At 74.2% G+C, this 25,951-nt stretch carries 25 protein-coding genes; 13 read left to right on the top strand and 12 right to left on the bottom strand.

What is annotated here, in order from left to right:
- Window positions 1-181: 181 nt before the first annotated feature.
- Window positions 182-1,042, bottom strand: a complete 861-nt coding sequence (locus tag ACN27A_RS21190) for an Fpg/Nei family DNA glycosylase (protein ID WP_421456166.1) — start codon at window positions 1,040-1,042, stop codon at window positions 182-184.
- A 24-nt stretch (window positions 1,043-1,066) separates the two neighbouring features.
- On the opposite strand from ACN27A_RS21190, the gene ACN27A_RS21185 reads away from it, so the two are divergent.
- Window positions 1,067-2,326: a glycosyltransferase gene (locus ACN27A_RS21185; RefSeq protein ID WP_421456164.1), complete on the top strand. Its 1,260-nt coding sequence runs from the start codon at window positions 1,067-1,069 to the stop codon at window positions 2,324-2,326.
- 321 nt (window positions 2,327-2,647) lie between these two features.
- Here ACN27A_RS21185 and ACN27A_RS21180 read toward each other — a convergent pair whose 3' ends face one another.
- From ACN27A_RS21180 to ACN27A_RS21160, 5 genes are all read right to left on the bottom strand, one after another.
- On the bottom strand, window positions 2,648-3,370 hold the full coding sequence (locus tag ACN27A_RS21180; protein ID WP_421456161.1) for a CDP-alcohol phosphatidyltransferase family protein: 723 nt from the start codon (window positions 3,368-3,370) through the stop codon (window positions 2,648-2,650).
- Entirely contained in the window at window positions 3,345-4,412 is a 1,068-nt protein-coding gene (locus tag ACN27A_RS21175; protein ID WP_421456159.1) for an iron-containing alcohol dehydrogenase family protein, read from the bottom strand. The genes ACN27A_RS21180 and ACN27A_RS21175 overlap by 26 nt, the downstream gene beginning before the upstream one ends.
- Window positions 4,400-5,131 (bottom strand): phosphocholine cytidylyltransferase family protein, encoded by a 732-nt coding sequence (locus tag ACN27A_RS21170; RefSeq protein ID WP_132240563.1) that lies wholly within the window; start codon window positions 5,129-5,131, stop codon window positions 4,400-4,402. The genes ACN27A_RS21175 and ACN27A_RS21170 overlap by 13 nt, the downstream gene beginning before the upstream one ends.
- Window positions 5,132-5,210: 79 nt before the next feature.
- A complete protein-coding gene (locus ACN27A_RS21165; RefSeq protein ID WP_421456156.1) occupies window positions 5,211-5,981 on the bottom strand; it encodes a hypothetical protein in 771 nt (256 codons plus the stop codon).
- Window positions 5,978-6,427, bottom strand: a complete 450-nt coding sequence (locus ACN27A_RS21160; RefSeq protein ID WP_421456154.1) for an NUDIX domain-containing protein — start codon at window positions 6,425-6,427, stop codon at window positions 5,978-5,980. Before ACN27A_RS21160 ends, ACN27A_RS21165 begins: the two co-directional genes overlap by 4 nt.
- Window positions 6,428-6,607: 180 nt before the next feature.
- Between ACN27A_RS21160 and ACN27A_RS21155 the strand changes: the two genes are divergently transcribed.
- The 3 genes from ACN27A_RS21155 to corA all read left to right on the top strand — a co-directional run bounded on the left by ACN27A_RS21155 (window position 6,608) and on the right by corA (window position 9,763).
- The gene (locus ACN27A_RS21155) at window positions 6,608-7,066 is read left to right on the top strand and encodes an ester cyclase (protein ID WP_132240536.1); all 459 of its coding nucleotides are present in this window, start codon (window positions 6,608-6,610) and stop codon (window positions 7,064-7,066) included.
- A gap of 106 nt (window positions 7,067-7,172) precedes the next feature.
- Window positions 7,173-8,267, top strand: a complete 1,095-nt coding sequence (locus ACN27A_RS21150) for a PLP-dependent aminotransferase family protein (protein WP_421456150.1) — start codon at window positions 7,173-7,175, stop codon at window positions 8,265-8,267.
- A 437-nt stretch (window positions 8,268-8,704) separates the two neighbouring features.
- Window positions 8,705-9,763, top strand: a complete 1,059-nt coding sequence (gene corA / locus ACN27A_RS21145; RefSeq protein ID WP_421458551.1) for a magnesium/cobalt transporter CorA — start codon at window positions 8,705-8,707, stop codon at window positions 9,761-9,763.
- A 151-nt stretch (window positions 9,764-9,914) separates the two neighbouring features.
- Here the strand turns inward: corA and ACN27A_RS21140 are convergent, their stop codons facing one another.
- Window positions 9,915-10,727 carry a hypothetical protein gene (locus ACN27A_RS21140; RefSeq protein WP_421456147.1) on the bottom strand — a complete coding sequence of 271 codons (813 nt, stop codon included), beginning with the start codon at window positions 10,725-10,727 and terminating at the stop codon, window positions 9,915-9,917.
- Between the two features lie 84 nt (window positions 10,728-10,811).
- Between ACN27A_RS21140 and ACN27A_RS21135 the strand changes: the two genes are divergently transcribed.
- Both ACN27A_RS21135 and ACN27A_RS21130 read left to right on the top strand, forming a co-directional pair.
- The gene (locus ACN27A_RS21135; RefSeq protein WP_132240538.1) at window positions 10,812-11,342 is read left to right on the top strand and encodes a peptidylprolyl isomerase; all 531 of its coding nucleotides are present in this window, start codon (window positions 10,812-10,814) and stop codon (window positions 11,340-11,342) included.
- A 94-nt stretch (window positions 11,343-11,436) separates the two neighbouring features.
- On the top strand, window positions 11,437-12,351 hold the full coding sequence (locus tag ACN27A_RS21130; RefSeq protein WP_421456143.1) for a rhomboid family intramembrane serine protease: 915 nt from the start codon (window positions 11,437-11,439) through the stop codon (window positions 12,349-12,351).
- Between the two features lie 27 nt (window positions 12,352-12,378).
- Here the strand turns inward: ACN27A_RS21130 and ACN27A_RS21125 are convergent, their stop codons facing one another.
- Window positions 12,379-12,807 (bottom strand): PH domain-containing protein, encoded by a 429-nt coding sequence (locus ACN27A_RS21125; protein WP_421456140.1) that lies wholly within the window; start codon window positions 12,805-12,807, stop codon window positions 12,379-12,381.
- Window positions 12,808-12,895: 88 nt separating this feature from the next.
- Between ACN27A_RS21125 and ACN27A_RS21120 the strand changes: the two genes are divergently transcribed.
- From ACN27A_RS21120 to ACN27A_RS21095, 6 genes are all read left to right on the top strand, one after another.
- A complete protein-coding gene (locus tag ACN27A_RS21120; RefSeq protein WP_132240541.1) occupies window positions 12,896-14,068 on the top strand; it encodes an acetyl-CoA C-acyltransferase in 1,173 nt (390 codons plus the stop codon).
- 77 nt (window positions 14,069-14,145) lie between these two features.
- Entirely contained in the window at window positions 14,146-15,213 is a 1,068-nt protein-coding gene (locus tag ACN27A_RS21115; protein ID WP_421456138.1) for a phosphotransferase, read from the top strand.
- 722 nt (window positions 15,214-15,935) lie between these two features.
- A complete protein-coding gene (locus ACN27A_RS21110; RefSeq protein WP_421456135.1) occupies window positions 15,936-16,448 on the top strand; it encodes a hypothetical protein in 513 nt (170 codons plus the stop codon).
- 68 nt (window positions 16,449-16,516) lie between these two features.
- On the top strand, window positions 16,517-17,209 hold the full coding sequence (locus tag ACN27A_RS21105) for a response regulator (RefSeq protein WP_393171922.1): 693 nt from the start codon (window positions 16,517-16,519) through the stop codon (window positions 17,207-17,209).
- Window positions 17,202-18,617 carry a sensor histidine kinase gene (locus ACN27A_RS21100; protein ID WP_421456132.1) on the top strand — a complete coding sequence of 472 codons (1,416 nt, stop codon included), beginning with the start codon at window positions 17,202-17,204 and terminating at the stop codon, window positions 18,615-18,617. The genes ACN27A_RS21105 and ACN27A_RS21100 overlap by 8 nt, the downstream gene beginning before the upstream one ends.
- Window positions 18,618-18,671: 54 nt before the next feature.
- Window positions 18,672-19,262 carry a hypothetical protein gene (locus ACN27A_RS21095; protein ID WP_421456130.1) on the top strand — a complete coding sequence of 197 codons (591 nt, stop codon included), beginning with the start codon at window positions 18,672-18,674 and terminating at the stop codon, window positions 19,260-19,262.
- 101 nt (window positions 19,263-19,363) lie between these two features.
- Here ACN27A_RS21095 and ACN27A_RS21090 read toward each other — a convergent pair whose 3' ends face one another.
- Together ACN27A_RS21090 and ACN27A_RS21085 are read right to left on the bottom strand one after the other, a co-directional pair.
- Window positions 19,364-20,962, bottom strand: a complete 1,599-nt coding sequence (locus tag ACN27A_RS21090; RefSeq protein WP_421456127.1) for a ricin-type beta-trefoil lectin domain protein — start codon at window positions 20,960-20,962, stop codon at window positions 19,364-19,366.
- 156 nt (window positions 20,963-21,118) lie between these two features.
- On the bottom strand, window positions 21,119-23,335 hold the full coding sequence (locus ACN27A_RS21085) for a hypothetical protein (RefSeq protein ID WP_421456124.1): 2,217 nt from the start codon (window positions 23,333-23,335) through the stop codon (window positions 21,119-21,121).
- A 121-nt stretch (window positions 23,336-23,456) separates the two neighbouring features.
- On the opposite strand from ACN27A_RS21085, the gene ACN27A_RS21080 reads away from it, so the two are divergent.
- Window positions 23,457-24,164: a glycosyltransferase family 2 protein gene (locus tag ACN27A_RS21080; protein ID WP_311410093.1), complete on the top strand. Its 708-nt coding sequence runs from the start codon at window positions 23,457-23,459 to the stop codon at window positions 24,162-24,164.
- Between the two features lie 80 nt (window positions 24,165-24,244).
- Here ACN27A_RS21080 and ACN27A_RS21075 read toward each other — a convergent pair whose 3' ends face one another.
- Together ACN27A_RS21075 and ACN27A_RS21070 are read right to left on the bottom strand one after the other, a co-directional pair.
- The gene (locus ACN27A_RS21075) at window positions 24,245-25,147 is read right to left on the bottom strand and encodes a transketolase family protein (RefSeq protein WP_421456121.1); all 903 of its coding nucleotides are present in this window, start codon (window positions 25,145-25,147) and stop codon (window positions 24,245-24,247) included.
- A 2-nt stretch (window positions 25,148-25,149) separates the two neighbouring features.
- On the bottom strand, window positions 25,150-25,917 hold the full coding sequence (locus ACN27A_RS21070; protein ID WP_421456119.1) for a transketolase: 768 nt from the start codon (window positions 25,915-25,917) through the stop codon (window positions 25,150-25,152).
- Window positions 25,918-25,951: the final 34 nt, after the last annotated feature.

The following is a 25,951-nucleotide window of genomic DNA, read 5'->3' as shown; positions in this document are numbered from 1 at the left end:
TGCGCTGACCCGGGGGACAACGCGGCGGGTGTGGTGCCGCTGGGCGTCTGGCCGGCTCCGCGCCATTTCAGAAGCCGGGGACCGAGCCACTATACCGATGGATGACGGGCCCGGTAGAGCCGCAACTCAGACCTTCGGCGCGGGATGGCCGATTCCGTTCCGTAGTCGGCAGTGTCGTCACTCACCGTACGAGCCGCGACAACCGCCGGTCAGCGAGCGGCTTCCCGCCGGTCTGGCAGGTCGCGCAGTACTGGAGGCTGGAGTCGGCGAACGAGACCTCGCGGACGGTGTCCCCGCAGACCGGGCAGGGCTGCCCCGTCCGGGCGTGCACCTTCAGCCCCGAGCGCTTCTCGCCCTTCAGTTCGGCCGCCTTCTGCCCGACCGAGCGGCGCACCGCGTCGCCGAGCACCTCCCGCATCGCCGTGTGCAGGGTCGCCAACTGCTCGTCGGTCAGCCGGCTGGTGATCGCGAACGGGGACAGCTTCGCCGCGTGCAGGATCTCGTCGGAGTACGCGTTGCCGACCCCGGCCAGCACCGTCTGGTCGGTGAGCACCCCCTTGACCTGGCCCTTGCGGCTGCGCATCCGCTCGGCGAAGGTGGCCAGGTCGGCGGCGAGCGCGTCGGGGCCGAGCCGGGCCACCCCGGGCACCGCCTGCGGGTCGGTGACCAGGTAGACGGCGAGGCTCTTCTGGGTGCCGGCCTCGGTCAGGTCGAAGCCGGAACCGTCGTCGAGGCGTACCCGCAGCGCGATCGGGCCCTTGCCGGGGCGCAGCGGGGCGGCGGACGGAAATGCCTCCCGGTAGTGCAGCCAGCCCGCCCGGGCCAGGTGGACCACCAGGTGCAGGTCGCCGTCGAGCACCACGTCGAGGAACTTGCCGTGCCGGCGGGCGTCCGTCACGGTCCGCCCGGCGGCGGCGGTCGGCGCCGGGTCGTACGTCTTCAGGGCGCTGATCGCGGCGACCTCCAACCGGTCGACGCGCCGCCCCACCGCCCGCTCACGCAGGTAGTCCGTGAGCGCCTCAACCTCCGGTAGTTCGGGCACCAGCCAACGGTAGCCTTCTTTCCCGTGAGAATCGTGGTGGCGCACAACCGGTACCGGGAGGCTCAGCCCTCCGGTGAGAACACGATCGTCGACGCGGAGATCGCCCAGCTCACCGCGGCCGGGGTGGAGGTGCTGCCGTTCATCCGCAGCTCGGACGAGATCCCGACGATGTCGAAGTCGGCCAAGGCGCTGCTGCCGATCTCGCCGATCTGGGCGCCCCGCGCGCAGGAGGACCTGAGCCGGCTCATCACCGAGCACCGGCCGGACGTGCTGCACCTGCACAACCCGTACCCCCTGATCTCGCCCTGGATCGTGCGGACCGCGCACCGGCACGGCGTGCCGGTGGTGCAGACGGTGCACAACTACCGCCAGGTCTGCTCCTCGGGGCTCTACTTCCGCGACGGGATGATCTGCCAGGACTGTCGGGGCCGGGCCCTGGGCGTGCCGGCGATCGTGCACCGCTGCTACCGGGGCTCGCGGGCGCAGAGCGCCCTGATGGCGACCACGCTGGCCGTGCACCGGGGCACCTGGCGCTCGGTGGACCGCTTCGTCGCGCTCACCTCGGCGGTCGCCGACCACCTGCGCGACTACGGCGTCCCGGCCGAGCGGATCGTGGTGAAGCCGAACGGCATCCCCGACCCGGGAACTCCCGCGCCGCTCGGCGACGGCTTCCTCTACATGGCCCGGCTCTCCCCCGAGAAGGGGCTGGGCCTGCTGCTGGACGCCTGGCGGCGGCACCCGGACGGGGCGCTCGGCCCGCTGCGCATCGCCGGGGACGGTGAACTGCGCCCGCTGGCCGAGGCCGCCGCCGCCGAGCGCGCCGACGTGACCTACCTCGGGCCGCTGGACCGTGCCGGCGTGCGCGCCGCGGTCGAGGCCAGCGCGGTGATCATCGCGGCGTCCACCTGGCACGACGTGCTGCCCACCGTGATCATCGAGGCGTTCGCCGCCGGCCGTCCGGTGCTCGGCACCGCGCTCGGCGGCATCCCGTACCTCGTCGGCGCCGACGCGCCCCGGGAGCCGGCCGGCACCGGCCCGGCCGCCGTCGCCACGGCCGCCCCGGGGGAGGGCCGCGTCGCGCTGCCCGCCGGCGTGCAGGCGGGCGAGGCGGGCTGGGTGGTGCCCCCGGAGCCGGCCGCCATGGCCGCCGCCCTGCCGGTGGCCCGGGCCGGGGCCGCGACGCTGGCCCCGGCCGCCCGGCTGCGCTACGAGCGCACGTTCCACCCCGACGTGGTCACCGAGCGCCTCCTCGACGTGTACGCCGACGTCGCGCGCCGCCACTGACCGACCCGCCGCGAGGACTGCTCGGGACGCTTGCGACATGCGGGCAGCCCCGGCCCGGATTCGCTCACTTTCCGGGAATCCCGTCCTGCTCTTTGAGATGGCCGGAGACCTTGGTAGGAAAGTGCCCCTGGAGGGGCGCTCTCTTACCAAGATCTCCGCCGCCACGGTGAGGGCTGCGGCGCCTCACGTGCGGTCCGGCTTGGGCGGGGCGTGGCGGGGCGTGGCGGGGCGTGGCGCCGGAGCGGTCGCACAGACGGGGCAGCTCGACACTGGCCGAAGGAGGGTAGGCCGGCCCGGTGCAGGCCGGCCGGGCGGCACGCCTCAGCGGAGGGAGGCGCGGGCCGAGAAGGCGATGCTGGCGAGCAGGAAGCCGCCGTTGACGATCGTGAACGCGACGATCACCCAGAGGACGAGGGCGGGGGCGAAGGCCAGCACCAGGCCGGCGGCGAAGATGACCGCGCCGTAGTCGCGGACCAGCTTCACCAGGCGTACGGGCAGCGAGGTCGAGGTGACCATGCTGGCGGCGTTCGGGCCCGCCTGCATCACGGAGGTCACCAGGTTGACCATCCAGGTGCCGGCGAAGATGGCGACCAGCCAGCTCGGCGTCGACGGCTCCTGCGCCACGGCCGTCGCCGACAGGGCGGCCACCAGGGCGATCTGGGCGGCCACGTCGCAGAGCACGTCGACCCGGGCACCGGCGGCGCTGCCCTGGCCCGTCACCCGGGCGAGCTGACCGTCGGCGCAGTCCAGGGCGTACGCCACCTGCCAGCCGACCAGCGCGAGCAGCCCGACCGCCCAGGCCGGCACGTCACCGGCGGCGACCCGCCCGGCGAGCGCGACCACGGTGACCGAGGTGGCCAGGCCGAGCACCAGGTTGGCGATGGTCAGCGCGGTCGGGCGCAGCCCGAGGCGCTGGGCGACGAGCGCGAAGACCGCGCCCAGCCACTGGCTGATCGATTCGCTGAACAGGCCGCCGCCCCGGTTGACCCGGTGGAAGTCGGCGACGGTGGGACGGGGCTCAGCCAAGGTGGTCGCGGATTGCACCGGCGTAGTCTGCCAGCCGTTCCCGCGTCTCGGTAGGCGACATCGCCAGGTGTTCGAGGATCGTGTAGCGATCCGGCCGGGTCTGCGGCGCGAACTGCACGGCATCGACGAACTGCTCGTCGCTCAGGCCCAGGTCGCCCGGAGTGGTGGCGAGGCCGTGCCGGTGCAGGCAGTGGGCGAGTCGACCGAACCGGTCGGTGTCTCCGCGCAGGAAGGTGCAGAAGAGGGCACCGAGCCCCACCTGCTCGCCGTGGGCGGCGGTGCCGGGGTGCAGCCGGTCGATCGCGTGGGAGATCTCGTGGTCGCCGCCGCTGGCGGGGCGCGTCGACCCGCACACCGAGCTGGCGATGCCGCCCATGATCAGCGCCTCGGCCAGCGTGGTGAGGAAGCTGTCGTCGGTGATCTTTCCGGGGTGGTTGAGCAGCGCCTCGGCGCCCGTCCGGGCCAGCGTCACCGCGAGCCCGTCGATGGGCTCGCCGCGTACCTCGTGCGCCAGCTCCCAGTCGGCGCAGGCGTTCAGGTTGCTCACCGCGTCGCCGATGCCGGCCTGGGTCTGCCGGTCCGGGCCGTTCTCCACGAAGTCGAGGTCGACGATGACCGCGATCGGGATGTGCACCCCGTAGGAGCCCTTGCCGCCCTCGTGGTCGAGCGAGGCGGTGGGGGAGGCGATGCCGTCGTTCGCCAGGCTCGTCGCCACTGTCACCATCGGGATCCCGTAGCGGGTGGCCGCGTACTTGGCGGTGTCGATGGTCTTGCCGCCGCCGATGCCCACCACGGCGTCGTAGTGGCGGCGGCGCAGCCGGTCACCGAGGTCGTTCGCCGCGTCGATGGTGCCGCCGGCGACCGTGAAGACGTCGGCCGCGCCGAGCGACGGCCGGCACAGGTCGACGATCCGTTCACCCTGCCCGGGGCCGACCACCACGGCCACGTCCCCGCCGGCCGAGATCCGCCGGTCGGCCAGCAGCGGCCCGAGGTCGGCCACCGCACCCCGCCGGACCTCGATCACCAGCGGGGTGTTGACCGTACGGGCTAGTAGTGGCACGCGATCTCCCGCGCCCGGGCCAGGTCGGCGTGGTTGTCGACCTCGACCCAGGAGACGTCGCCGATCGGCGCCGCCCGCACCTCGCCACCCCGGTCGGCGAACTCCTGGTAGCCGTCCTCGTAGTAGAGGTTCGGGTCACGCCGCCACGTCGCCTCCAGCGCGTCGGCGAGGGCGTCGGCCACCTGCGGCTCGATCAGCGTCGCGCCGATGTACTCCCCGTACGCCTCGCCCGGGTCCATCAGCTTGGTGATCCGGGTGAGCTGGCCGGCGGCGTCGAAGGTGGTCTTCATCTCCTCCTCGGCCAGCGGCTTGATGGTGTCGACGGCGAGCAGGATGCCCGGGCCGCGCTCGGCCAGCAGGGTCTTCTCCACGCTCACCGGGTGCACGGTGTCGCCGTTGACCAGCAGCACGCCCCGGGCGAAGTGCTCCCGGGCCAGCCAGAGGGAGTAGGCGTTGTTCCACTCCTCGGCCTTGTCGTTGTGCACGAGGGTGAGCGTGACGCCGTACCGCTTCTCCAGGTCGGCCTGGCGGGAGACGACCGCGTCGGCGGCGTAGCCGACCACGATCACGATGTCGGTGAGCCCCACCTCGGCCAGGTTGCGCAGCGCGATGTCCAGGATGGTGGTGTCGCCGTCCACCGGCACCAACGCCTTGGGCAGGGTGTCGGTGTACGGGCGCAGCCGGCGCCCCGCCCCGGCTGCGAGCACCATCCCGATCATTGAGGCGTCCTCCCTCGTACGACTCCCGGTCACCGCTGGAGGATAGCCCCGCGCGGCGGCACCCCTGCGGCCAACCGGGTCAGCCGGGCAGCGCCGCCAGGTCCGCCAGCACCGCCAGCCGCTCCTCGGCGGTCAGCACCGCGTACGGGGCGGCGGCCCGCCGGTCGGTCTCCAGCTCGATGGCGAGCTGCTCGGGGCCGGGCGGCAGGGCGGCGGCGCTCGCCGCGCTGTGTCCGGCGGCGGTCCACGCGGCGGCGTGCGCGTCGGCCCGGTGGTAGCGCATCGTGCCGAGCCGGTTCAGCAGCAGCACGCCGGTCGTGGTGCCGTCCGGCTCGTAGGGCGGCGCCGTCGCGGCGAACGCGGCACCCGCGTCGGCGCCCTCCTCGTCGGCCAGCACCAGCGCGCACGTGAGTACCCGGCCGAACGCCTCCACCAGCCGCAGCACCCGGTCCTCGTGCCCCGCCCAGAGCTCCTCGGTGACCTCCGCGTGCACCTGCCAGATCTCGGCGAGGAAGGCCAGCCCGCGCTCGGTGGCGGAGAGCCCGCCCTCGGGGCTGCGGTGGATCATCCCGTACGCGACCTGCTTGTCCAGGGCCCGCCGGCACTCGACCGGGTCCCGGTAGCGGGTGACGGCGGCGAAGCCCGCCTCGTCGACCGTCCCGCCCGGCGCCGCGAGGCGGGTGCGGAACTCCAGCAGGAAGCCGGTGGCCGCCGGCCCGCCGTACCGCTGGCTCAGCTCGGCGCCGCCGCCGTCGCGGCCGGCGAGGATGCCGGCGACGAACGCACGGTCCACCGCCGGGGCGACCAGGCCGGCGAACCGGTGCGGCGCCAGCTCGACGGTGTCGTTCACAGACCGATCGAACGCAGGGCGGCGAAGCCTTCGGCCGCGATCCGGCGGATGAGGCCGTCGTTGACGTCGCGGTGCTCGTCGAGCAGGTCCAGCTCGTCGGCGGCGAGCCACCGGAACTCGGTGTGCCTGCCCGCCTCCAGCGTCGGCCGGGCCAGGTCGCCGTCGACCCGGACCAGCCAGTCGCGCTCGACGCGGGCCAGGCCGTCGTCGGCGACGTAGCGGTACTCCCCGACGTGGCCGAGCACGTGCGACACCGTCCAGCCGGTCTCCTCGGTGACCTCCCGGCGCAGCGCGTCCAGCCAGTCCTCGCCCGGTTCCAGATGGCCGCCGACGATGTCCCAGCAGTTGGGAAAGATGCGCCGGTGGGGAGACCGTCGCTGGACGAAGAGTCGACCGTCGTCGTCGACGATCAGCGCGCCGGCGCAGCGTAGAGGCTCGGTGGACACGCCACGACAGTAGCGAGCGGTGGCGCGCTCCGGCGACGCCCGGCCTCGTCGCCGGTCCGGGGGCGGCCCCGATGGCCGGGCCGGCCGGAACGCCGGCACGCGCGATGGTGTGGCGGGCCGATCGACGGGTAAGGATTCCCTGCGGGCGCGGACGGGCCGTGACCCGCGTCGGAGGTCCTCATGCGTGGCGCGGATCGGCTGGTCGAGCAGCAGTACGCGATGCTCCTGCGGCGGGACGTGGCCCGGCTGCCGGACCTCTACGCCGCCGACGCCTTCTACTCGATGCCCGGCGTCACGGTGCGCCCGATCGAGTTGCCCGCCCTGCTGCGCACCTGGACCGGGGCGTTCCCCGACCTGTCCGTGGACCCGCTCGGGTCGGTGCAGACGGCCGGTGGCGCGGCCGTCGAGCAGCGGCTGACCGGCACCCACACGGGCGTGCTGCACACCCCGTTCGGCACCGTCGCGCCGACCGGCCGGCTGGTGAGCTGGGACGTGGTGGACGTCGTCCGGGTCCGGCGCGGAAGGATCGCGGCCTGGCGGTCCTACTTCGACTGGGGGCAGCTCATCGCGGCGCTCGGCCTGCACGTGGACGGGCTGTCCCGGGAAGCGCAGCACGACCCGCTCGGCCTTCCGGTCTGACCTGTCGCCGACCGGTCGACGCCGGTCACCCGTCCCGGTGGCTCAGGATGCGGACATCGCCGTGCCTTCCGCGCGCACCCCGTCGCCTTCCGTACGCTGAACAGCCATGACCGCCGAGCAGCTGATCTCCTTCGCCCGTGGCGCTCCCTCTCTGGACATCGTCGATGTCGAGGGGCTCAAGGCCGCCGCCGTCCGCGCGTTCGACGCCGACCCCGCCGGGGTGACCGCGTACGGCACCTCCGTCGGCTACCTCCCGCTGCGGAAGTGGATCGCCGAGAAGCACGGGGTCTCGGCCGACCAGGTGCTGATCACCAACGGGTCGTTGCAGGCGGACGCGTTCCTCTTCGACCACCTGGTCCGCCCCGGTGACGCGGTGGTGGTGGAGCGTCCGACGTACGACCGGACGCTGCTCAACCTCCAGCGGATGGGCAGCGAGTTGCACGGCGTCTCCATCCAGCCGGACGGGCTCGACACCGCCGAGCTGCGCAAGCTGCTGGAGTCCGGGGTGCGGCCCCGGCTGGCGCACGTCATCCCGAACTACCAGAACCCGGCCGGCGTGACGCTGAGCCTGGAGAAGCGCCGGGAGCTGCTCGACCTCGCGGCCGAGTACGAGTTCACGATCTTCGAGGACGACCCGTACGCCGACATCCGGTTCCGGGGCGAGGCGCTGCCGTCGATGCTCTCGCTCGACACCCGCAACGTGGTGGTGCACGCCTCCAGCTTCACCAAGACGGTCTGCCCGGGCGTACGGGTCGGCTACCTGGTGGGTCCGGCGGACCTGATCGGCGACATCGCGAAGAAGGCGACCAGCCTCTACATCTCGCCGGGCATGGTCTCCGAGGCGATCGTGCACCAGTTCTGCGTCTCCGGCGACATCGAGCGCTCCATCGAGACCGTGCGCGCCGCGCTCGGCGAGCGGGCCGGGGTGCTGGCCGAGTCGCTGCGCCGGCACATCCCGGAGGCCCGGTTCGTGGAGCCGGACGGCGGCTACTTCCTCTGGGTCGAGCTGCCCGAGGACGTCGAGGTCGACAGGCTCGCGCCGGCCGCCGCCGAGCGCGGCGTCGCCGTGGTCAAGGGCAGCGACTTCGTCGTCGACGGCGGGCGGCACGCCCTGCGGCTGGCGTACTCGGCGGTGACCGCCGACCGCATCGACGAGGGCGTGCGGCGCCTGGCGGAGGCCATGGCGGCCGTACGGAGCTGAATTTCTGTCAGATTTCTGACAGTTGGACGATCGTTGCCGCCCCGGGTCTCCCGCCGGGGCGGCCGACGGCCCACAATGCTGCGAGCGTCACTCACCACGTGTAGCGGAACTCATCGCCAGGTGCCGGCCCCCGCCGCGCCCGGCGACGGGACCGGGCCGGCCCGACCGGCGGCACGTGGGGCGGCGCGACCAGCACAACCCCCGCCCCCAAAGGGCGCCGGGTGGGCCGTGTCGTCCCCTCACCCCCCTGAAGCGACCCGGCCCACCCGGCGCCACCCTCCCGCCGATCGTCACCGGCGGTGATCATCGACGGCGGCGTACTGTTCACCGGCGGCAGCGCGTGGGGAGGGGGCGTGATGACGGACCGGGAACGGACGACCGCGTCGAACGGCGGACGGGTGCTCAGGCCCCGGGACTGGGTGGCGCCGGTGCGGGCGATGACCCGCCGGCTCAACTCCGACACCCCCCAGCAGGCGTCCCCGCCGACCGGCCCGCAGCGCAGCGCGGTGGTCGACTGCGCCCTCTACGTCGACGGCCGCCGGCAGCCCGGCGACTGGCGGTACGCCGAGGCGCTCGCCGCGGCCCGCCGCGAGGAGCACGGCTTCGTCTGGCTTGGCCTGCACGAGCCGGAGCTGGCCGAGATGACCGCCATCGCCGCCACGTACGGGCTGCACGAACTGGCCGTCGAGGACGCGGTGAAGGCGCAGCAGCGCCCCAAGCTGGAGCAGTTCGGCGAGGTCAGCTTCCTGGTGCTGCGGACCGCCCGGTACTGCGAGCACGCCGAGCTGACCGAGCACTCCGAGGTCGTCGAGACCGGCCAGGTGATGCTCTTCATCGGCCCGAACTTCCTGATCAGCGTGCGGCACGGGGACGCCTGCCGGCTCGCCCCCGTCCGCGCCGACCTGGAGACGAAGCAGGACCTGCTGCTCCAGGGGCCCTGGGCGGTGGCGTACGCGGTCACCGACCGGGTGGTGGACATCTACCTGGAGGTCGCCGACCGGCTGGAGGACGACCTCGACACGCTGGAGGCCGACGTGTTCGACCGCCAGTCCACCGGCCGGATCCAGCGGATCTACCAGATGAAGCGGGAACTGGTGGAGTTCAAGCGCGCGGTGATGCCGTTGCAGCGCCCGCTGCTGACCCTCACCGCGCAGATGAACCGCGACGTGCCGAAGGAGATCCGCCGCTACTTCCGCGACGTGCAGGACCACCTGAGCCGCACCGTCGAGCAGGTCAACTCCTACGACGACCTGCTCAACTCGATCCTCCAGGCGCGGCTGGCCCAGGTCACGGTCGACCAGAACAACGACATGCGCAAGATCGCGGCGTGGGCCGCCATCGCCGCCGTGTGGACCGCGATCGCCGGCATCTACGGGATGAACTTCGAGGTCATGCCCGAGCTGCGGATGACGTACGGCTATCCGGTCGTGCTCGCCCTGATGCTCGCGATCTCGCTGGCCCTCTACCGCTGGTTCCGCCGCAACGGCTGGCTCTGACGGCGGCCCGGCGCCCAGCCCGCTGACGGCCCGCGGCCTGACGCGCAACCGCCGGGCGCGGACCGGGCGCCGTGGGCCCCGTCGGGCGCGGAAGCGCCGGCGGTGCGGCCGGGAGCCGCTTCGCCGGCGCTTTCCGGGACCGACAGGGGCGTCAGCGACGGCCGTTCTTGGCGCCGCCCTTGCCGAGCGCCTCGGTCAGGTCGTCCGCCGGGCGGCCCGAGGTGTCCTTGGCGCCCTCGGCCACCGACGGGACCTTGTCCGTCGCGTGGACCGTCGGCTGCTTGCCGGGGGTGGTGGTGGAGGCGCTGTCGCCGCCGGCCACCGCCGAGCTGCCGGCGCCGGTCGGGCCGCCGGCCACGCCCGAACCGCTCGACACCGTCGAGGCGTCGGTCACCGGGGTACGGATCTCCATGGTCTCCACCTCGTCGCGCATCGGCTCCAGGGTGCGGGTCGGGTCGTACTCGGCCCACTCCTGCTGCTCCCGGCGCCGCCGCATCGCCACCGCGGCGACCCCGGCCACCGCGCCGGCCGCGAGCAGACCGGTCATCATGGACCCGCCCCGCCGGGAGTTCTTCTTCCGGGAAGCCTTCATGTTCTTCGCCTTGACCTTCCTGCCGGCCGCGACCTGCTTGGCTGCCAGGGCCTTCCTGCCGGTGACCGCCTTGCCCGCCGCCTCGGCCTGCGCCTTGCGGACGGCCAGGGCCAGCGGCGCGAGCGCGGCGACCGTGGACGCGAGGCCGCTCGACGCGCGGTCGCGCACGATGACGGCCGTCGGCGCGACGGCGCCCCGGGCCGCCTGGACCCGCGGGGCGACGGTGGCGCCGGCACCCCTCGCGGCGTACGTCGCGGCCTGCCTCAGGTGACCGAGGCCCTGGTTCAGCTCCACCTTGGCCAGCTGCCCCTGGGTCTTACGCCGCCCGATTCCAAACACGGTCCCACCTCCTGGGAGTTGTTCCTTCGTCATCCTCCACCTTCGGATGCCTCCGCACTGCCAGATCGGGCACATGGGAGGATCCGCATGGAACTGACCAACGAGTGAGGAGTACCCGTGGCCGAGGCTGTCTACGCCACCTTGCACACCAACGCTGGCCCGATCCGGCTGGAGCTCTTCCAGAACCACGCCCCGAAGACCGTGAAGAACTTCGTCGAGCTGGCGGAGGGCAACCGCGAATACATCGACCCGCGTACGGGTCAGCCGGGCAGCGGGCCGTACTACGACGGCACGATCTCGCACCGGGTGATCAGCGGCTTCATGATCCAGATGGGTGACCCGACCGGCACCGGGCGCGGTGGTCCGGGCTACAAGTTCGGTGACGAGTTTCACCCGGAGCTGCGCTTCGACCAGCCGTACCTGCTGGCGATGGCGAACGCCGGGCCGGGCACCAACGGCTCGCAGTTCTTCATCACCGTGTCGCCGACGCCGCACCTGAACAACCGGCACACCATCTTCGGGAAGGTGGCCGACGAGCAGTCCGTGAAGGTCGTCGACGCGATCGCCAACACCCCGACCGGCCCGAACGACCGGCCGCTTCAGGACGTCGTCATCGAGCGGGTCGAGATCGAGCGGACCGCTGCCTGAGCGGTCCGCGAGGTACCTTTGCCGACATGACTGAGCGCTCCGAGGGCCGGAACCGGTTGGTGGTCCGCGCGATCCGCGACGGCGGGCTGGCGTGGTGAGCGAGTCACCACCCACCACCCCGGTCTGCTATCGGCACCCCGACCGGGAGACGTACGTCCGCTGCACCCGCTGCGACCGGCCGATCTGCCCGGACTGCATGCGGGAGGCGTCGGTCGGCTTCCAGTGCCCGGAGTGCGTGGCGGAGGGACGTCGTAGCGTGCGGCCGGCGCGCACCGCCTTCGGTGGCGGTGCCGCCGGCCGCCACGGCTACGTGACCAAGGCGCTGATCGCGCTCAACGTGCTGATGATGCTGCTCTCCATCGCCTCCGACCGGGGCGGGGACGCGGTGGTCGGCGGCTCCGGCTTCGGCGGTCTGATGGGCGGCAGCACGCCGCTGACCGACTGGGGCTCGGTGCTCGGCGGCGCGATCTTCCCGGACGGCACGGTCGGCGGCATCGCCGAGGGCGAGTGGTACCGCCTGGTCACCGCGATGTTCCTGCACTACGGCGTGGTCCACCTGCTGCTGAACATGTGGGCGCTGTGGGTGCTCGGCCGGTCGCTGGAGGCCAGCCTCGGGCCGCTGCGGTTCCTGACGCTCTACCTGGTGGCCGGGCTGGGCGGGAACGTCGCCGCCTACCTGTTCAGCGCCGAGAACCAGCTCACCGCCGGCGCCTCCACGTCGATCTTCGGCCTGTTCGCCGCGCTGGTGGTCATCGAACGGAAGATGGGGCGGGACATCTCCCAGGTGCTCCCCGTCCTGGTGATCAACCTGGTCTTCACGTTCACCGTGCCGGGCATCTCGATCCCCGGGCACCTGGGCGGGCTGGTGATCGGCGCGCTGCTGGCGCTCGTGTTCGCGTACGCCCCACGGTCGCGTCGGACGCTTGTGCAGTTCGCGGGCGGCGCGTTGATCGTGGTGGCGTTGGTCGGGCTGGCCATGGTCCGTACCGCGGCCATCGTCGGCGGCTGACCTCTGCGCCCGGATGCGCGGGCCCGCTCAGTGCGGGCGGGCCTCGCGCAGGGCCTCGGCCACCTCGGCGGGATCCGCGCCGAGGTCGTGGCGGCCGAAGAGGTGCAGCGACTCCCCCGCGTCGATCTCCAGCAGTTCGCTGGTCAGGCCCCGCCGCGCGCGGCGGTCCACGGTCACCTTCTCGACGGCCGACCAGGGCAGAAGCCGGTGTCCCGCGAAGCCCTGGACGACCGTGATCCCGTCCGGGTCGACCGCGAGCCGGACGGGCGCGACCAGATCGCGCGCGGCCCAGCCGGCGAGCGCGGCGGCCGTGAGCACGGCCAGCGCCAGCCGGACCGGGTCGCTCCCGTCGAGGAGCAGGGCCAGCGCGAGCAGCGCGACCGCGCCGGTCAGCTTGAGCGCCGGCAGGGCGGGCGGCACCCGCCACTGCCGGGTCGGGGCCGGGTGTGCAGCCATCCGTTCAGCATGCCAGGGCACCGGGGGAGGACGCCCGACCCGCCGACGACGTAGGATCGGGGCCGGCCCAAGTTACCGGGGAGTAGTCATGAGTGACGCAGTCATCGTCGGCGCGGTACGCACCCCGGTGGGGCGGCGCAAGGGCAGCCTGGCCGCCGTGCACCCGGTCGACCTCTCGGCGCACGTGCTGCGTGCCCTCGCCGAGCGCACCGGCATCGACCCGGCGCAGGTCGACGACGTGATCTGGGGCTGCGTCTCCCAGGTCGGCGACCAGTCGTGGAACGTCGCCCGCAACGGCGTGCTCGCCGCCGGCTGGCCCGAGTCGGTGCCCGGCACCACGCTCGACCGGCAGTGCGGCTCCAGCCAGCAGGCCCTGCACTTCGCCGCCGCCACCGTCCTCTCCGGCCAGGCCGACCTGGTCGTCGCCGGTGGCGTCGAGTCGATGACCCGGGTCGCGATGGGCTCCAGCGTGGCCGGCGGGTCGCCCTTCAGCGACCAGTTGCGCGACCGCTACCGCGGCGTCGAGGGCTTCGCCGACGACGCGCCGCTGCCGTTCAACCAGGGCGTCGGGGCGGAGCTGATCGCCGAGCGCTGGCGCTTCTCCCGCGCGCAGCTCGACGAGTTCGCCCTCGCCAGCCACGAGAAGGCCGCCGCCGCGCAGGACGCCGGCGCCTTCGACGCCGAGATCGCCCCGGTCGCCCTGGCCGACGGCGGCAAGTTCGCCGCCGACGAGGGCATCCGGCGGGACACCTCGCTGGAGAAGCTCGGCGAGCTGGCCACCCCGTTCCGCCCCGACGGCGTCGTCACCGCCGGCTCCGCGTCGCAGATCTCCGACGGCGCGGCGGCGCTCGCCGTCACCACGAGCGAGTGGGCCAGCCGGCACGGTTTGCGCCCGCTGGCCCGCGTGCACACCGCCGTCGTCGCCGCCGACGACCCCGTCACCATGCTCACCGCGCCCATCCCGGCCACCGCGAAGGCGCTGCGCCGCGCCGGGCTGGGCATCGAGGAGATCGGGGTGTACGAGGTGAACGAGGCGTTCGCGCCGGTGCCGCTGGCCTGGCTGGCGGAGACCGAGGCGGACCCGGAGCGGCTCAACCCGCGCGGTGGTGCGATCGCCCTCGGCCACCCGCTCGGCGGATCCGGTGCCCGGATCATGACCACCATGCTCGCCCACATGCGGGACAACGACATCCGCTACGGCCTCCAGACGATGTGCGAGGGCGGCGGCATGGCCAACGCGACAATCGTCGAGCTGCTGTAGGGCGCACCGCCGAGCTGCCGTGGGGCGACGGGAAAACCCGTGGTCCCGCGGCACGGGCGGCGGCTAGGTTCCCCGGCGTGACCGAGTTGCCCGGCGTGCCTGACGCCACCACGCCGCCCGCCGACCGGGCGACCACGCCACGCGCCCACCGGGCGACCACACCACCTGTCGACTGGACGGACCCGCACTGGCGGGACGCCGCGCTCGGCTGGGTCGGCGACCATCTCGGTCGGCACGGCCGGCGGATCGTCGGGCCGGTCGAGCCCCGGGTCCGGCCCTGGTCGCTGGTCTGGCGGGTGCCGACCGACGCCGGCGACGTCTGGTTCAAGGCGAACAACCCCGGCACCCGGTACGAGGCGGCGCTGCTGGCCGCGTTGGCCCGGCTCGCCCCCGGCCGGGTGCTCGACCCGGTCGCCGTGCACGCCGAGCGCGGCTGGTCCCTGCTGCCCGACGGCGGCCGGACGTTGCGCGACGCGCTGGGTGGCGACCGGAGCCTGCTGAGCCGCTGGGAACGGGTCCTGCCCGAGTACGCCGACCTGCAGCGCGTGGTCGCGTCCGGGGCCGGCGAACTGCTCGCCCTCGGCGTGCCCGACCACCGGCCGGAGATGCTGCCGGAGCTGTTCGAGGCGTTGCTGGAGGACGAGGAGTCGCTGCTGCTCGGGACGGCGGACGGGCTCACCGCCGAGGCGTACGGGCGGCTGCGCGCGCACCGGCCCGCCTTTGCCGAGGACTGCCGGCGGCTGGCCGCGTCGGGCCTCACGCCGACCGTCCAGCACGACGACCTGCACGACGGCAACGTGTTCGTGGCCGGCGACGGGCACCGCTTCTTCGACTGGGGTGACGCCTCCGTGGCCCACCCGTTCGGCACCCTGTTGGTGACGCTCAACTCGGTCGCGGACGCGTTCGGGCTGCCCGAGGGCGACCCGGCGCTGACGCGGCTGCGCGACGCCTACCTGGAGCCGTGGTCGGACGGGCACGACCGAGCGACGCTGCGCGAGGCGGCCCGCCTGGCCGTCCGCGTCACCCGGGTCAGCCGGGCGCTCTCCTGGCGCCGCGCCTTGCGCAGCGTCGACCCGACCCGCGCGGAGTACGCGGCCGCGGTGCCCGGCTGGTTGCAGGAACTGTTCGCGCCGGACCCGGTCTGAGCCGGACGTCGGCGGCGGTGTGTCGGACGTGCCGGTGTCGGCGCCACGCCGGCCGACCGGTCCTCCGGTGGCCGGCGCTTCGGGCCGCACAGGCGGGGCGTCGGGTGGCTGCGGTGCGTCGGGGTTGTGGTGCGTCGGGTGGTTGCGGTGCGTCGTGGTGGGGGTGTGGCCCGCCGTGCCCGGCTCCGGGCGGTCAGGCTTGATCCCTGCGCCGGGCACGGCGGGCCACACCCCGTCGGTGCCTACTCTCGCATCCGTCCGCCGGGCTCCAACCGGAGATCTTGGCAAGAAACGGCCCCTCCAGGGGCCCGCTCCTACCAAGATCTCCACCGGTGCCGCGGTGCCGCGGTGCCGCGGTGCCGCGGTGCCGCGGTGCCGCGGTGCCGCGGTGCCGCGGTGTCGCGGTGTCGCGGTGTCGCGGTGTCGCGGTGTCCGGGGCGACCCAGGTGACTTCCGTGACCCCGTGACCCCGTGACCCCGTGACCCCGTGACCAGGGTCCCGTGGAGCAGGTCCCGCACCGCCTCCTCGGGGCGCGGTGCCGCCAGGAGTTCCCGCATCAGGTGGTGGTCGAGCTGGTCGTCGACGCCGTCGGCGCAGAGCAGCCAGACGTCGCCGGGGCGCAGCGACACCGCGAGCAGGTCCACCTCCGGCTCGTCGCGTGGAAGTTCCAAAATTCCGGCGTGACCCACGTCACCCCAGGTCGCGCCTCGTTGGGCAGGGCATGGACGTCTTCTCCCGAACGTTCCTCCCGGCCGCCACCGAGGCCGGGCTGGCGGTGCAGACCGTCACCCGGCACATGCCGGTCTTCCGGCGCTGCGTCGGTTCCGGCGACGCCACCATCCTCGTCACCCGGTGCGCCCGGCCGGACCGCCCGATGGCCGGCGAGTACCTGCTCCTGCTGACCCACCGACGGCTGGTCGTCACCCAGCAGACCCGCGTGCTGCACCGGCTGCGCCTGCACCTCAACACGGAACTGCGCGAGCTCAGCAACGTCACCTGGAGCCCCGACCCGCGCCTGCACTCGGTCGAGCTGGCCGCCACCGCGATCGACGGGATCCGCGAGCGGTTCCTCATCCGCACCCGCCACCCGAAGCAGGTGTGGCAGCTCGACGCGCTGCTCAACCAGGCCTTCCGGACCCGGCTGCGGACGCCCAGGGAGCGGCTCGTCGCCACCATCGGCGAGGTGCCGCCGGTCGCGCGGCCGGTCGCCTTCCGCCCCGCCGTGGTGCGCTGACCGTCTTCTTACCGAATCCGAACATCCGCTGACCCGCGCGGCGGCACCGGGTCGGCAATCATGGGCCGGTGACCGTCGACGCCGCGCCTCGCGGGCTCGTCCTCGTGGTGGAGGACGAGCCGGCCATCGCCGACCTGGTCCGGCTCTACCTGACCCGGGACGGCTTCGGCGTACACCTGGAACGGGACGGGGCGGCCGGGCTGGCCGCCGCCCGCCGCCTGCGCCCGGTGGCGTGCGTCCTCGACATCGCGCTGCCCGCCATGACCGGCACCGAGGTCTGCCGTCGCCTGCGCGAGGCCGGCGACTGGACGCCGGTCATCTTCCTCACCGCCCGCGACGACGAGGTGGACCGCGTCGTCGGGCTGGAACTGGGGGCGGACGACTACGTCACCAAGCCGTTCAGCCCCCGCGAACTGGTCGCCCGGGTGCGGGCGGTGCTGCGGCGCACCGCCGGGACGCCCGAGGGCACAGGCCTGCCCCGGGTCGTCGGCGCGGTGGCCCTCGACCCGACCCGCCGGACGGTGACGGTCGCGGGCACCCCGGTCCAGCTCACCTCCACCGAGTTCGACCTGCTGGCGCACCTGATGGCCCGACCGGGGCGGGTCTTCACCAGGGAGGAACTGCTCGCCGGGGTCTGGGGGTACGCGGCGCACGCCGGCACCCGGACCGTCGACGTGCACGTCGCACAGGTCCGGGCGAAGCTGGGCGCGGCCGGCGTGATCCGCACCCACCGGGGCGTCGGGTACTCCGCCGATGGCTGAGCCGACCCTCGCGCCGCCGCCACGGCACCGTCCCGGCCGGACGCTGACCTCCCGCGCGGTGCTGGTCACCTGCGCGGTCGCCCTGGTCTCGGTGCTGGTCACCGCGATCGTCGCGGTGCCCCTGGCGGTACGCGGCGTGGAGCGGCACGACCGGGAGGCGTTGGCCGCCCAGGCCCGGCTCGCGGCCGAGGTGCTGCGCCCCAGGCTGGAGACCGGGCGGACCACCGACGAGGAGCGGATCGTCCGGCAGCTGAATGCCCAGGGCGTCGACGCGTACCTCGTCCGGGGCGGGGCGGCCGAGCGCCCCGGCCTGCCGCCACGGGTGGTGCGGCGCGTCGCCGAGGGACGCAACGTGTCGACCCGCCGCGTGATCGACGGGCGGCGCACGCTGATCGAGGGCCGCGCCCTGCCCGGGGGCGACGGGGTGGTGCTGACCCGGGCCCGGCCCGCCGCGCCGTGGCGGCAGGTGGTGCCCAGCCTCTGGCTGCCGCTGCTGGCCGGGCTCGCCGCCGGGGTGGCCGCCGGGCTGCTGCTCGCCCGCCGGCTGGCCCGACCGATCCGGCGCGCCGCCGACGCCGCCGCCCGGCTGCGCGCCGGGGACCGGGCGGTACGCGTGCCGGTGGAGCCGCCCGACGAGGTGGCCGACCTGGCGTACGCGCTGAACGGGCTGGCCGCCGCGCTGGCCACCAGCGAGGGCCGGCAACGGGAGTTCCTGCTCTCCGTCTCGCACGAGCTGCGCACCCCGTTGACCGCGATCAGGGGCTACGCCGAGGCACTGGCCGACGGGGTGATCGAACCGGCGGACGCAGCGGGCGCCGGTCGTACCGTGCTCGCGGAGGCGCGGCACCTGGACCGGCTGGTCAGCGACCTGCTGGCGCTGGCCCGGCTGGAGGCCGCCGACTTCCCGCTCGAACCGGTGCCGGTGGACCTCGCCCGGCTGGCCGCCGACGCGGGCCGGACCTGGGCCGACCGGTGCGCGGCGGTGGGGGTGCCGTTCCGCGCGGAGGTCCCGGACGCGCCGGTGCCGGTCCACACCGATCCGGGCCGGATCCGGCAGGTGGTGGACGGGCTGCTGGAGAACGCGCTGCGGGTCGTACCGCCGGGGGCGCCGATCGTGCTCACGGTCCGGGCGGCCGGCGCGGACCCGCTGGCGGGCGGCGTCGTCGAGGTCCGCGACGGCGGACCGGGTCTCACGGACGACGACCTGGCGGTCGCCTTCGAGCGCGGCGCCCTGCACCAGCGTTACCGGGGGGTGCGCAAGGTCGGCAGCGGGTTGGGGCTGGCGCTCGCCGCCGGCCTGGTCCGCCGGCTCGGCGGGGACATCGCGGCCGGGCACGCGCCGGAGGGCGGCGCCGCGTTCACCGTCCGGCTGCCCCCGGATCCTTACCGGACCCGAACATCGCTCTGACCCTCCGCTCGCCGGTGGGCGGGAGGCTGGGGTTCCACGGACGAGAGGGAGACCATGGCACGTTGGGGAATCGCCACCACCACGCTGCTCGCGGCCGTCGCGCTCGGCGTCGGCGGATGCGGCGCCGCCGGACCAGCCGGTCAGCCGGCCCGGGAGACCGCCGTCGAGGTCGCCGCGGCGCTGGGCGCGGAGGGCCAGGCGCTGGCCGCGCTGGGCTTCGACGCCGGCGACCTGGACGTCGAGCCGCTGGCCGCACCCGCCTCGCCGGAGGCGTCGCCGGGCGCGGCCGGGGAGAAGCGGCGGGAACGCGCCGAGGAGCGCCGCGAGCGCCGGCAGGCCCGGGTGCTGCTGCGGCGCGACGCCCTGCACGGCGAGGCCGTGGTGCGGACGAAGGACGGCGGTACGCGGACCGTCGCCGTGCAGCGGGGCGAGGTGACCGCCGTCGACGGCGACTCGATGACCGTGAAGTCCGCCGACGGCTTCACCATGACCTGGACCTTCGGCGACAAGCTGCGCGTCGTGGAGCGTCGCACGACGATCCGCTCCACCGATGTGAAGGTCGGTACGACGGTCGGCGTGGCCGGTGCCAAGGAGGGCGACGGCGGGGTCGCCCGCCTGGTCGTCGTGCCGGCCCGGCAGAAGTAGGTGTGGAGGTGGCCCGTCGGCGACGGCGGGCCACCCCACGCCGGTCGGCGCGGGCGGTGCCACCCGGGGAGGGCGGCACCGCTCACGCGGACGGGTCGGACTCAGTAGACGCGGGAGCCGATGAAGTCGTCGTGCCCGTAGCCGACCGGGTTGGCGAAGTTGCGGGACTCGAAGGACCACTGCTGGCGGCTGCTGGTGGAGCAGGCGGCCAGGCGCAGCCGGGGGGTGCCCAGCAGCGGGCTGTCGAACGCCAGGCAGAGGTTGGCGTTGCCGGCCGCCTTGATCTGGTTGCCGGCCAGCACGAACTTCTGGTTGGCGCCGCCGTGGCAGTCGTGGATGTTCACCGCCGTGCCGGCGCTCAGCGATCCACCCGAGACGTCCAGGCAGCGGTCGTGGGAGAGCTCCGAGTGCAGCGACTGGCGGGTCGGGTCGTACCAGAAGCCCTGGTTGCGCCCGCCGTGACAGCCGTACGACTGCTGGGGGGTGCCGTTGCGCGAGTCGTAGCCCTTGCCGTCGACGCAGGTGCCCGTGGCGGCGTTGCGCAGCTGCTTGAACTCGAAGAGCCCGTCGTAGAGCACGCCGTTGCCGGTGCTCGCCGGGTCCACGCAGGTCGCCCGCTGCCGCCCGGAGTCGACGAACTGGGTGACGCACTGGGCGAACATGCCGTGCCCCCGCTTGTTCGGGTGGAACGACTGCCGGGCCGCGTTCTCGTCCCAGACGCCGAGCTCGATGAACAGGCCGCGTACGGAGGTGCTGTCAGTGCAGACCTCGTGGCCGTGGAAGAGCCGGCTGGCGTCCAGGTAGCGGGTGCCCGTGTTGGTCGCCGCCGCCCGCAGCGCCGACTCGAACAGCGGCACCGCCTTGTTGCGGGCGAACGCGGCGTCGGCCAGGTAGAGCAGGCAGCCGCCGGCGTACCAGCCTGGGAAGTTCGGGTTGTCCTCCACGTCCGGGCTGCCGGGGCTCGGGTACGACATGAGCACCAGTTCATAGTCGGACTGGAGGTAGCCGGCGCCGGTCATGGTCCGCCGGATGTCGGTGAGCGCGTCCTGCACGGCCCGGCGGCTGCCGTCGGTGCGGACGGTCCACTGGTCGGTGTAGGTGGGATAGCAAACGCCCTGGAGGAGGACCCGGCGGACGGCGCAGTCGGTGGCGACCGGGCCGAACTGGATCGTGCCGTCGCCGTTGGCGCCGACCACCACCCAGATCAGCTTGATGTGCGTGTTGCGCGCCTTGATGGCCAGGTGGTCGCCCTGGTTCAGCTCGTTGTGCTGGGTGGGCCCGCCCCGGATCAGGTTCCACGGGGTCGCCCCGGAGCAGGCGATGTTGTACTTCTCGTCGGCGGTCAGCCCGGTGCGGAACACCGCCTGGTCGTACGAGCGGTCGCACCAGTTGCCGGGCTGGTGGGTGCCGGGCACGTAGTTGCCCACCCCCTCGCCCGAGATCTCGCTGTCGCCCATGGTGATCAGCGCGGTGCGGCGCTGCTCGATGGGGCGGACGGCGGGCGTGCCGTAGAGCGCGGTGGCCTCGGCGGCGCGGATCGTCTCCAGGTTGGCGGGGAGCGGCTGGACGGCCGGACGGTCGGCCGCGGTGGCGGGGGAGGCCGTTCCGGCGAGCATCGGCAGGACGAGAGCGGCGGCGGCGACGACGGTGAGGGCCCGTCGTCGGGTCGCGCGTTCGCGCCTGGTGGAGGAACCAAGCATCGACGCACTCCTTTCGAACTCGATCGCGGGACGTCGATCGAGTTACCAGAAGGTAGCGTCGGCTTCGAGGTATGTGAATGCGTCTCGTAATCGTTGCGCGCAGAGTGCAGAACAGGGCGATCCGGTCGAATCGCGCAGCGGTCGGCTTCCCGGCGGTCAGCTCCCCGGCGGGAGGGCGTAGCCCACGTAGCCCCGGAACTGCACGCGCCAGCCCGCCGGCACGAGCGCAGTGCAGGCCGGCCGGCTGCCCGTGCAGACGATGGCGTCCATTGAGGCCGGGTCGGCCGGCGGGCGCCCCGGCAGCACCGACTGGAGCGCCACCAGCTCCGGCGGGCGGCCGTCCGCACCGCGCAGCAGCAGCCACCAGGGGTACTCCCAGTTGTCGTTCTGCTGCACCAGGCCGATCCGGCGGGCGTCCGTCGCGCGTACCGCCCCGGCGGCCCAGCGGAACTCCTCCGCCCACTGGGGACGTCGCAGGAACCGGGTGTCCCATTCGGAGGTGGTGAAGACCGAGCCCGCCCCGACCAGCCGGCGCGGGAAGCCGTACGACACCGCCAGCACCCCGGCCAGCGCGCAGCCGGCCAGCGTGCTCACCGCGAGCCCGAAGGCCACCGGCCGCCGGCCAGACGCGCCGCCGGCCCGGCGCCGGAACAGCGCTTCCAGCCAGAGCCCCGCCAGCGGTACGGCCAACGCCAGCGCGTAGAGCAGCAGGCGGTTGCCCCACGGCTGCCACTTGATCATGGCGGTGTGCAGCAGCACGGCCGCCACCACGACCACCGCGTACGCGCGCAGCGGACCCGCCTGCGTCGGGGCGACCCGACCGGGCCGGACCAGCGCGTACGCCGCCCCGATCGCCGCCAGCGCCCCGGCCAGCGGGAAGGCCACCCGGTCCTCGTCCGGGTACCACGACGGCACCGGGAACCGTTCCCGCCCGAAGGTGGTGGCCCGGTCCTGCGGGTCCACCCCGATGATCCCGGCGGCGCCGACGATCGCCTCGGCACCCGCCCGGCGCAGCGGCGCGAGCGGGGTGTCGAACGCGGTGTGCGCGATCCGCAGCGCGTTGACCAGCAGCGACGGCGGGTCGTGCCGTTCCATCGGAATGGACTCGCGCAGCCGGGGCGGCCCGAGCGGATGCCCGAACTCGGCGGTCACCCGGGCCAAGAACGGCCCGACCACCACCACCGCCACCAGCAGGATCAGCGCCGACCCGGCGACCGTCCGGCGCACCTGCCGCCGCGACCGGACGCCACCGGCCCGGGACGCGTCGGTGCCCCGGCCGGGCGGCCCGGCGCGATCCGGCGCGGAGCCGGCCCGGGCCAGCCGGAGCTGGGCCAGCCCCCAGAGCAGCAGCAGCGGCCCGACCGCGACCAGGCCGCTGGTCTTGGTCAGCGCGGTCAGCCCGGTGGCCGCCCCCAGCGCCAGCACCGCCCCGGCCCCGGCGCGCCGGCGCAGCCCGTCCAGCGCCACCGTGGCCGCGCAGGCCACCCAGGCGGCGCAGACCAGGTCCGTCTGGGTGCTGGTCGCCTGGAGCGCCACCATCGGGGTGGTGGCGAGCACGAACGCGGTCAGGAGTTGGGCCCGCCGTCCCCCGCCGAGCTGCGCGGTGATCCGGGTGGCCGCCAGCAGTACGCCGACGCCGGCCGCCCACTGCACCAGGTGGTGCAGCGCGTCCCCGCCGGTGAACAGGCGCAGGTGCAGCAGCAGGTACTCGGCGCCGGGCGGGATGGTCACCTGCCGGTGGATGGCGGTGGGCCAGAAGTCCAGGCCGCCCTGTGCCACCCAGCGCTCCACCTTCGGCAGGTGGTAGGTCTGCGAGTCGAAGTTGTTCGGCTCGGCCAGCAGGGCGATCAGCAACTCGACCAGCAGCAGCCCGCCGACCGTGCCGGCGAGCAGCCGCTCACCCCGACCCGCCGTACGCCAGGCGTCAGCCAGCCGGGCCCATCGGCCGGCGGGGCGGGGTGCGACGCGGCGCGCGGCGGCCGGCGGCGGAGGGGGCGGGGTGCCGCCGGCGGGGCCGGCCGTCGCGCCGACCAGCGCGGGCTCGGGCGCGGCGACGACCTCGACCGCGCGGTGCGCGGCGGCGACCACGGCCGTGCCGCGCGCGTCGTCGCAACGGCGTCGCCAGCCGACGGCGGCGAGCGCGCCGGCGAGGAACGTCAGCCAGGCCACGGCGAACGCCGGCAGGGTGAGCAGCCGCAGCGCGCCCAGCAGTTCCACCGTGAGCACCGCGAACGCCCCGGTCACCAGAGCCGCCCGGACCAGCGCGAGGCGCCGCCCCGCCACGGTCCCGGCCGCGACCGGACGGAGCGCGACGGCGAGCAGTCCGATCGCGGCGACCGGCGCCAGGGCGAGCGGGTAGCCGACTGCCGACATGGCGGCAGTAAACACCATGAACCTGAGGTCGCCGCGCCCAATGCCCGCAGTGCTGAGCACCGCGTCGTCAACCGCCAGGCTAGGCTAGGGCCGACATATCGTCGCCACCGTGGAGATTCCCGTGAAGCTCTCGATCCTCATGCCGGTCTACAACGAGGAAGAACGCATCGCGGATGCCCTCAAGCAGGCATTGGCGGTCGACTACCCGTGTGAGATCGAGCTGGTCGTGGTCGACGACGGCAGCCGGGACGGCACCGGTGAGATCCTCGGTCGGGCCGACGACGCGCGCCTGCGGGTCATCACCCACCAGCGTAACGCCGGCAAGGGTGCCGCCATCAAGACGGCGGTCGACAACGCCGAGGGCGACTACATGGTCATTCTCGACGCCGACCTGGAATACGACCCGCTGGACATCCCGAAGCTGCTCGACCCGGTGCTCGACGGGCGGGCCACGGTGGTCTACGGCAACCGCACCTTCGGCAGCCACAGCGCCTACAGCTTCTGGTACGTGATGGGCAACAAGGGCGTCACGATGGCGGCGAACGTCCTGTTCAACTCCTACATCGGCGACCTGGAGACCTGCTTCAAGCTGATGCCGGTCGCGCTCTACCGCTCGCTCGACATCCGCTCGCGCGGCTTCGGCATGGAGGCCGAGGTGACCGGCAAGCTGCTGCGCCAGCGCATCCGCCCCTACGAGGTCCCGATCAGCTACCGCGCGCGGGGCCGCGAAGAGGGCAAGAAGATCACCTGGAAGGACGGCGTCGAGGCGATCTGGATCCTGGGCCGCGAGCGCACCCGCCGCCGCCCCCTCGGCGCCCCGACCCGCTGACCCCTCCCGCCCTCCCGCGCCGCCCCCCGCCGCCGGCCTCCACGCGGCCGCCACCGGCGTGACTCAGCGGCCGGCGTGACTCAACGGCCAGCCGGCACCGGCGCCGCGTCCAGGAAGCCGGCGACCGAACGGCGCAGCCCGGTGGCGTCCAGCCCGTGCCAGCGGGTGTGGTCCTCGGCCGAGCCGTAGCGGCGCAGCTCCTCCCGTCCCACGCCGAGGGCCAGCAGCCGGTGCGGCCGGTCGGCCAGGGCCGCCGACACCACCCGGGCCGACGTACCGGCCAGGTAGGGCTCCACCAGGATCACCGCGTCGCCGGCCAGCGCCCGCAGCCCCGCCGTGTCGAAGGGCCGCGGCCGGTGGGTGTAGGCCACCGTCACGCCCAGGTCGGCCACCGCCGCCACCGCCGCGTCCAGCACCGGCCCCACCGCGACCACCAGCGGTGCGCCCGGCCCCGCGTCCCGGACGACCCGCAGCGCGCCGTCGCCGCCGTACGGCCGGGCGTTGTGCAGCGTCGACAGTCGCAGGTACGCCGAGCCGTCGGCGGCCACCGCGTCCCGCAGCAGCGCAGGCACCTCGTCGGGGTGACCGGGGACGTGCACGGTCCAGCCGTGCAGGGTGTCGATCAGCGAGACGTCGGCCGGGGACAGGTGGGTACGGCCGGCGGCCGCCCGGTCGTACGACGCGCCGATGCTGACCAGCACCGCCTCCACGCCCTGGTGGTCCAGGTCGAGCTTGAGTTGCTCGTACGCCCGCTCGACGAGGAACGGGGCGTAGCTGTGCGCGATCGGCCGGAGCCCGGTCAGGGCGAGTCCGCCGGCCACGCCCACCAGCAGTTGTTCCCGGATGCCGACGTTCAGCACCCGGTCCGGGTGCCGGTACGCGGCCGGGGTGAACGCGTCGGCGGAGATGTCGGCCAGCACCAGTGCCGTACGCGGATCCTCCGCCAGCAGCGCGGTGGTGGTCTCGATGAAGCGGTCCCGCACGGTCACTCCCCCTGGTCGACGACCGCGACGACGACGTGCGGCCGGTGGTTGTCGTGCCCGGTCAGGGCGGTGTGCAGGGCGTCGTGGTCGTGCCCGTCGACGGTGGTGGCGGTCCAGCCGTTGACGGTGAACCGGGCCGCGGCGCCGCCCGCCCAGCCGTGCGTGGCGGAGCCGTTGTCGACCACGATCGCGGTGAGGCTGCCCAGCCGGGTCGCCCCCGCGTACGCGATCGCCTCGTGGTTGGAGCCCTCGTCCAGTTCCGCGTCGCCGAGCAGCACGTGCACCCGGGGCGTCAGCAGGCCCTGGGCGCGCAGCCCGAGCGCGGTGCCCACGCCGAGCCCGAGCCCGTGGCCCAGCGAGCCGGAGCCGATCTCCACCCCGGGCACCAGCACCCGGTCGGGGTGGTCGCCGAGCCGGCTGGCGGGCCCGCCCTGGTCGTCGAGCCAGTCGGCGGGAACGAACCCCCTCGCGGCGAGTACGGCGTAGTAGCCGGACACGGCGTGGCCCTTGGAGAGCAGGAACCGGTCCCGCGCGGGATCGTCCACGGTCTCCGGGGTGACCCGGAGGACCCGGTCGTAGAGCACCCAGAGCACGTCGACGGTGGAGCGGACGTTCGGGCTGAACTCCCGGCCCGCGCGCACCCGCTCGTACAGCGGCGCGACGGGTCCCGGCAGCGGCGGGGCGCCCGGGTGGCGGGGTGGCGCGGCGGTGGGGTCACGGGGTGGCGCGGCGGTCGGGGCCGGACCCGCGCTGGCGGTGGTCGTGGTCATGCCGCTAGCCTGCAAGTTGAAGTCCACTTCAACT

The organism is Micromonospora sp. WMMD737 (genome assembly GCF_049179055.1).
GTDB lineage: Bacteria > Actinomycetota > Actinomycetes > Mycobacteriales > Micromonosporaceae > Micromonospora > Micromonospora reichwaldensis.
Note: the sequence above shows the minus strand (reverse complement) of the source record. Positions and strands in the feature narration are given on the sequence as shown.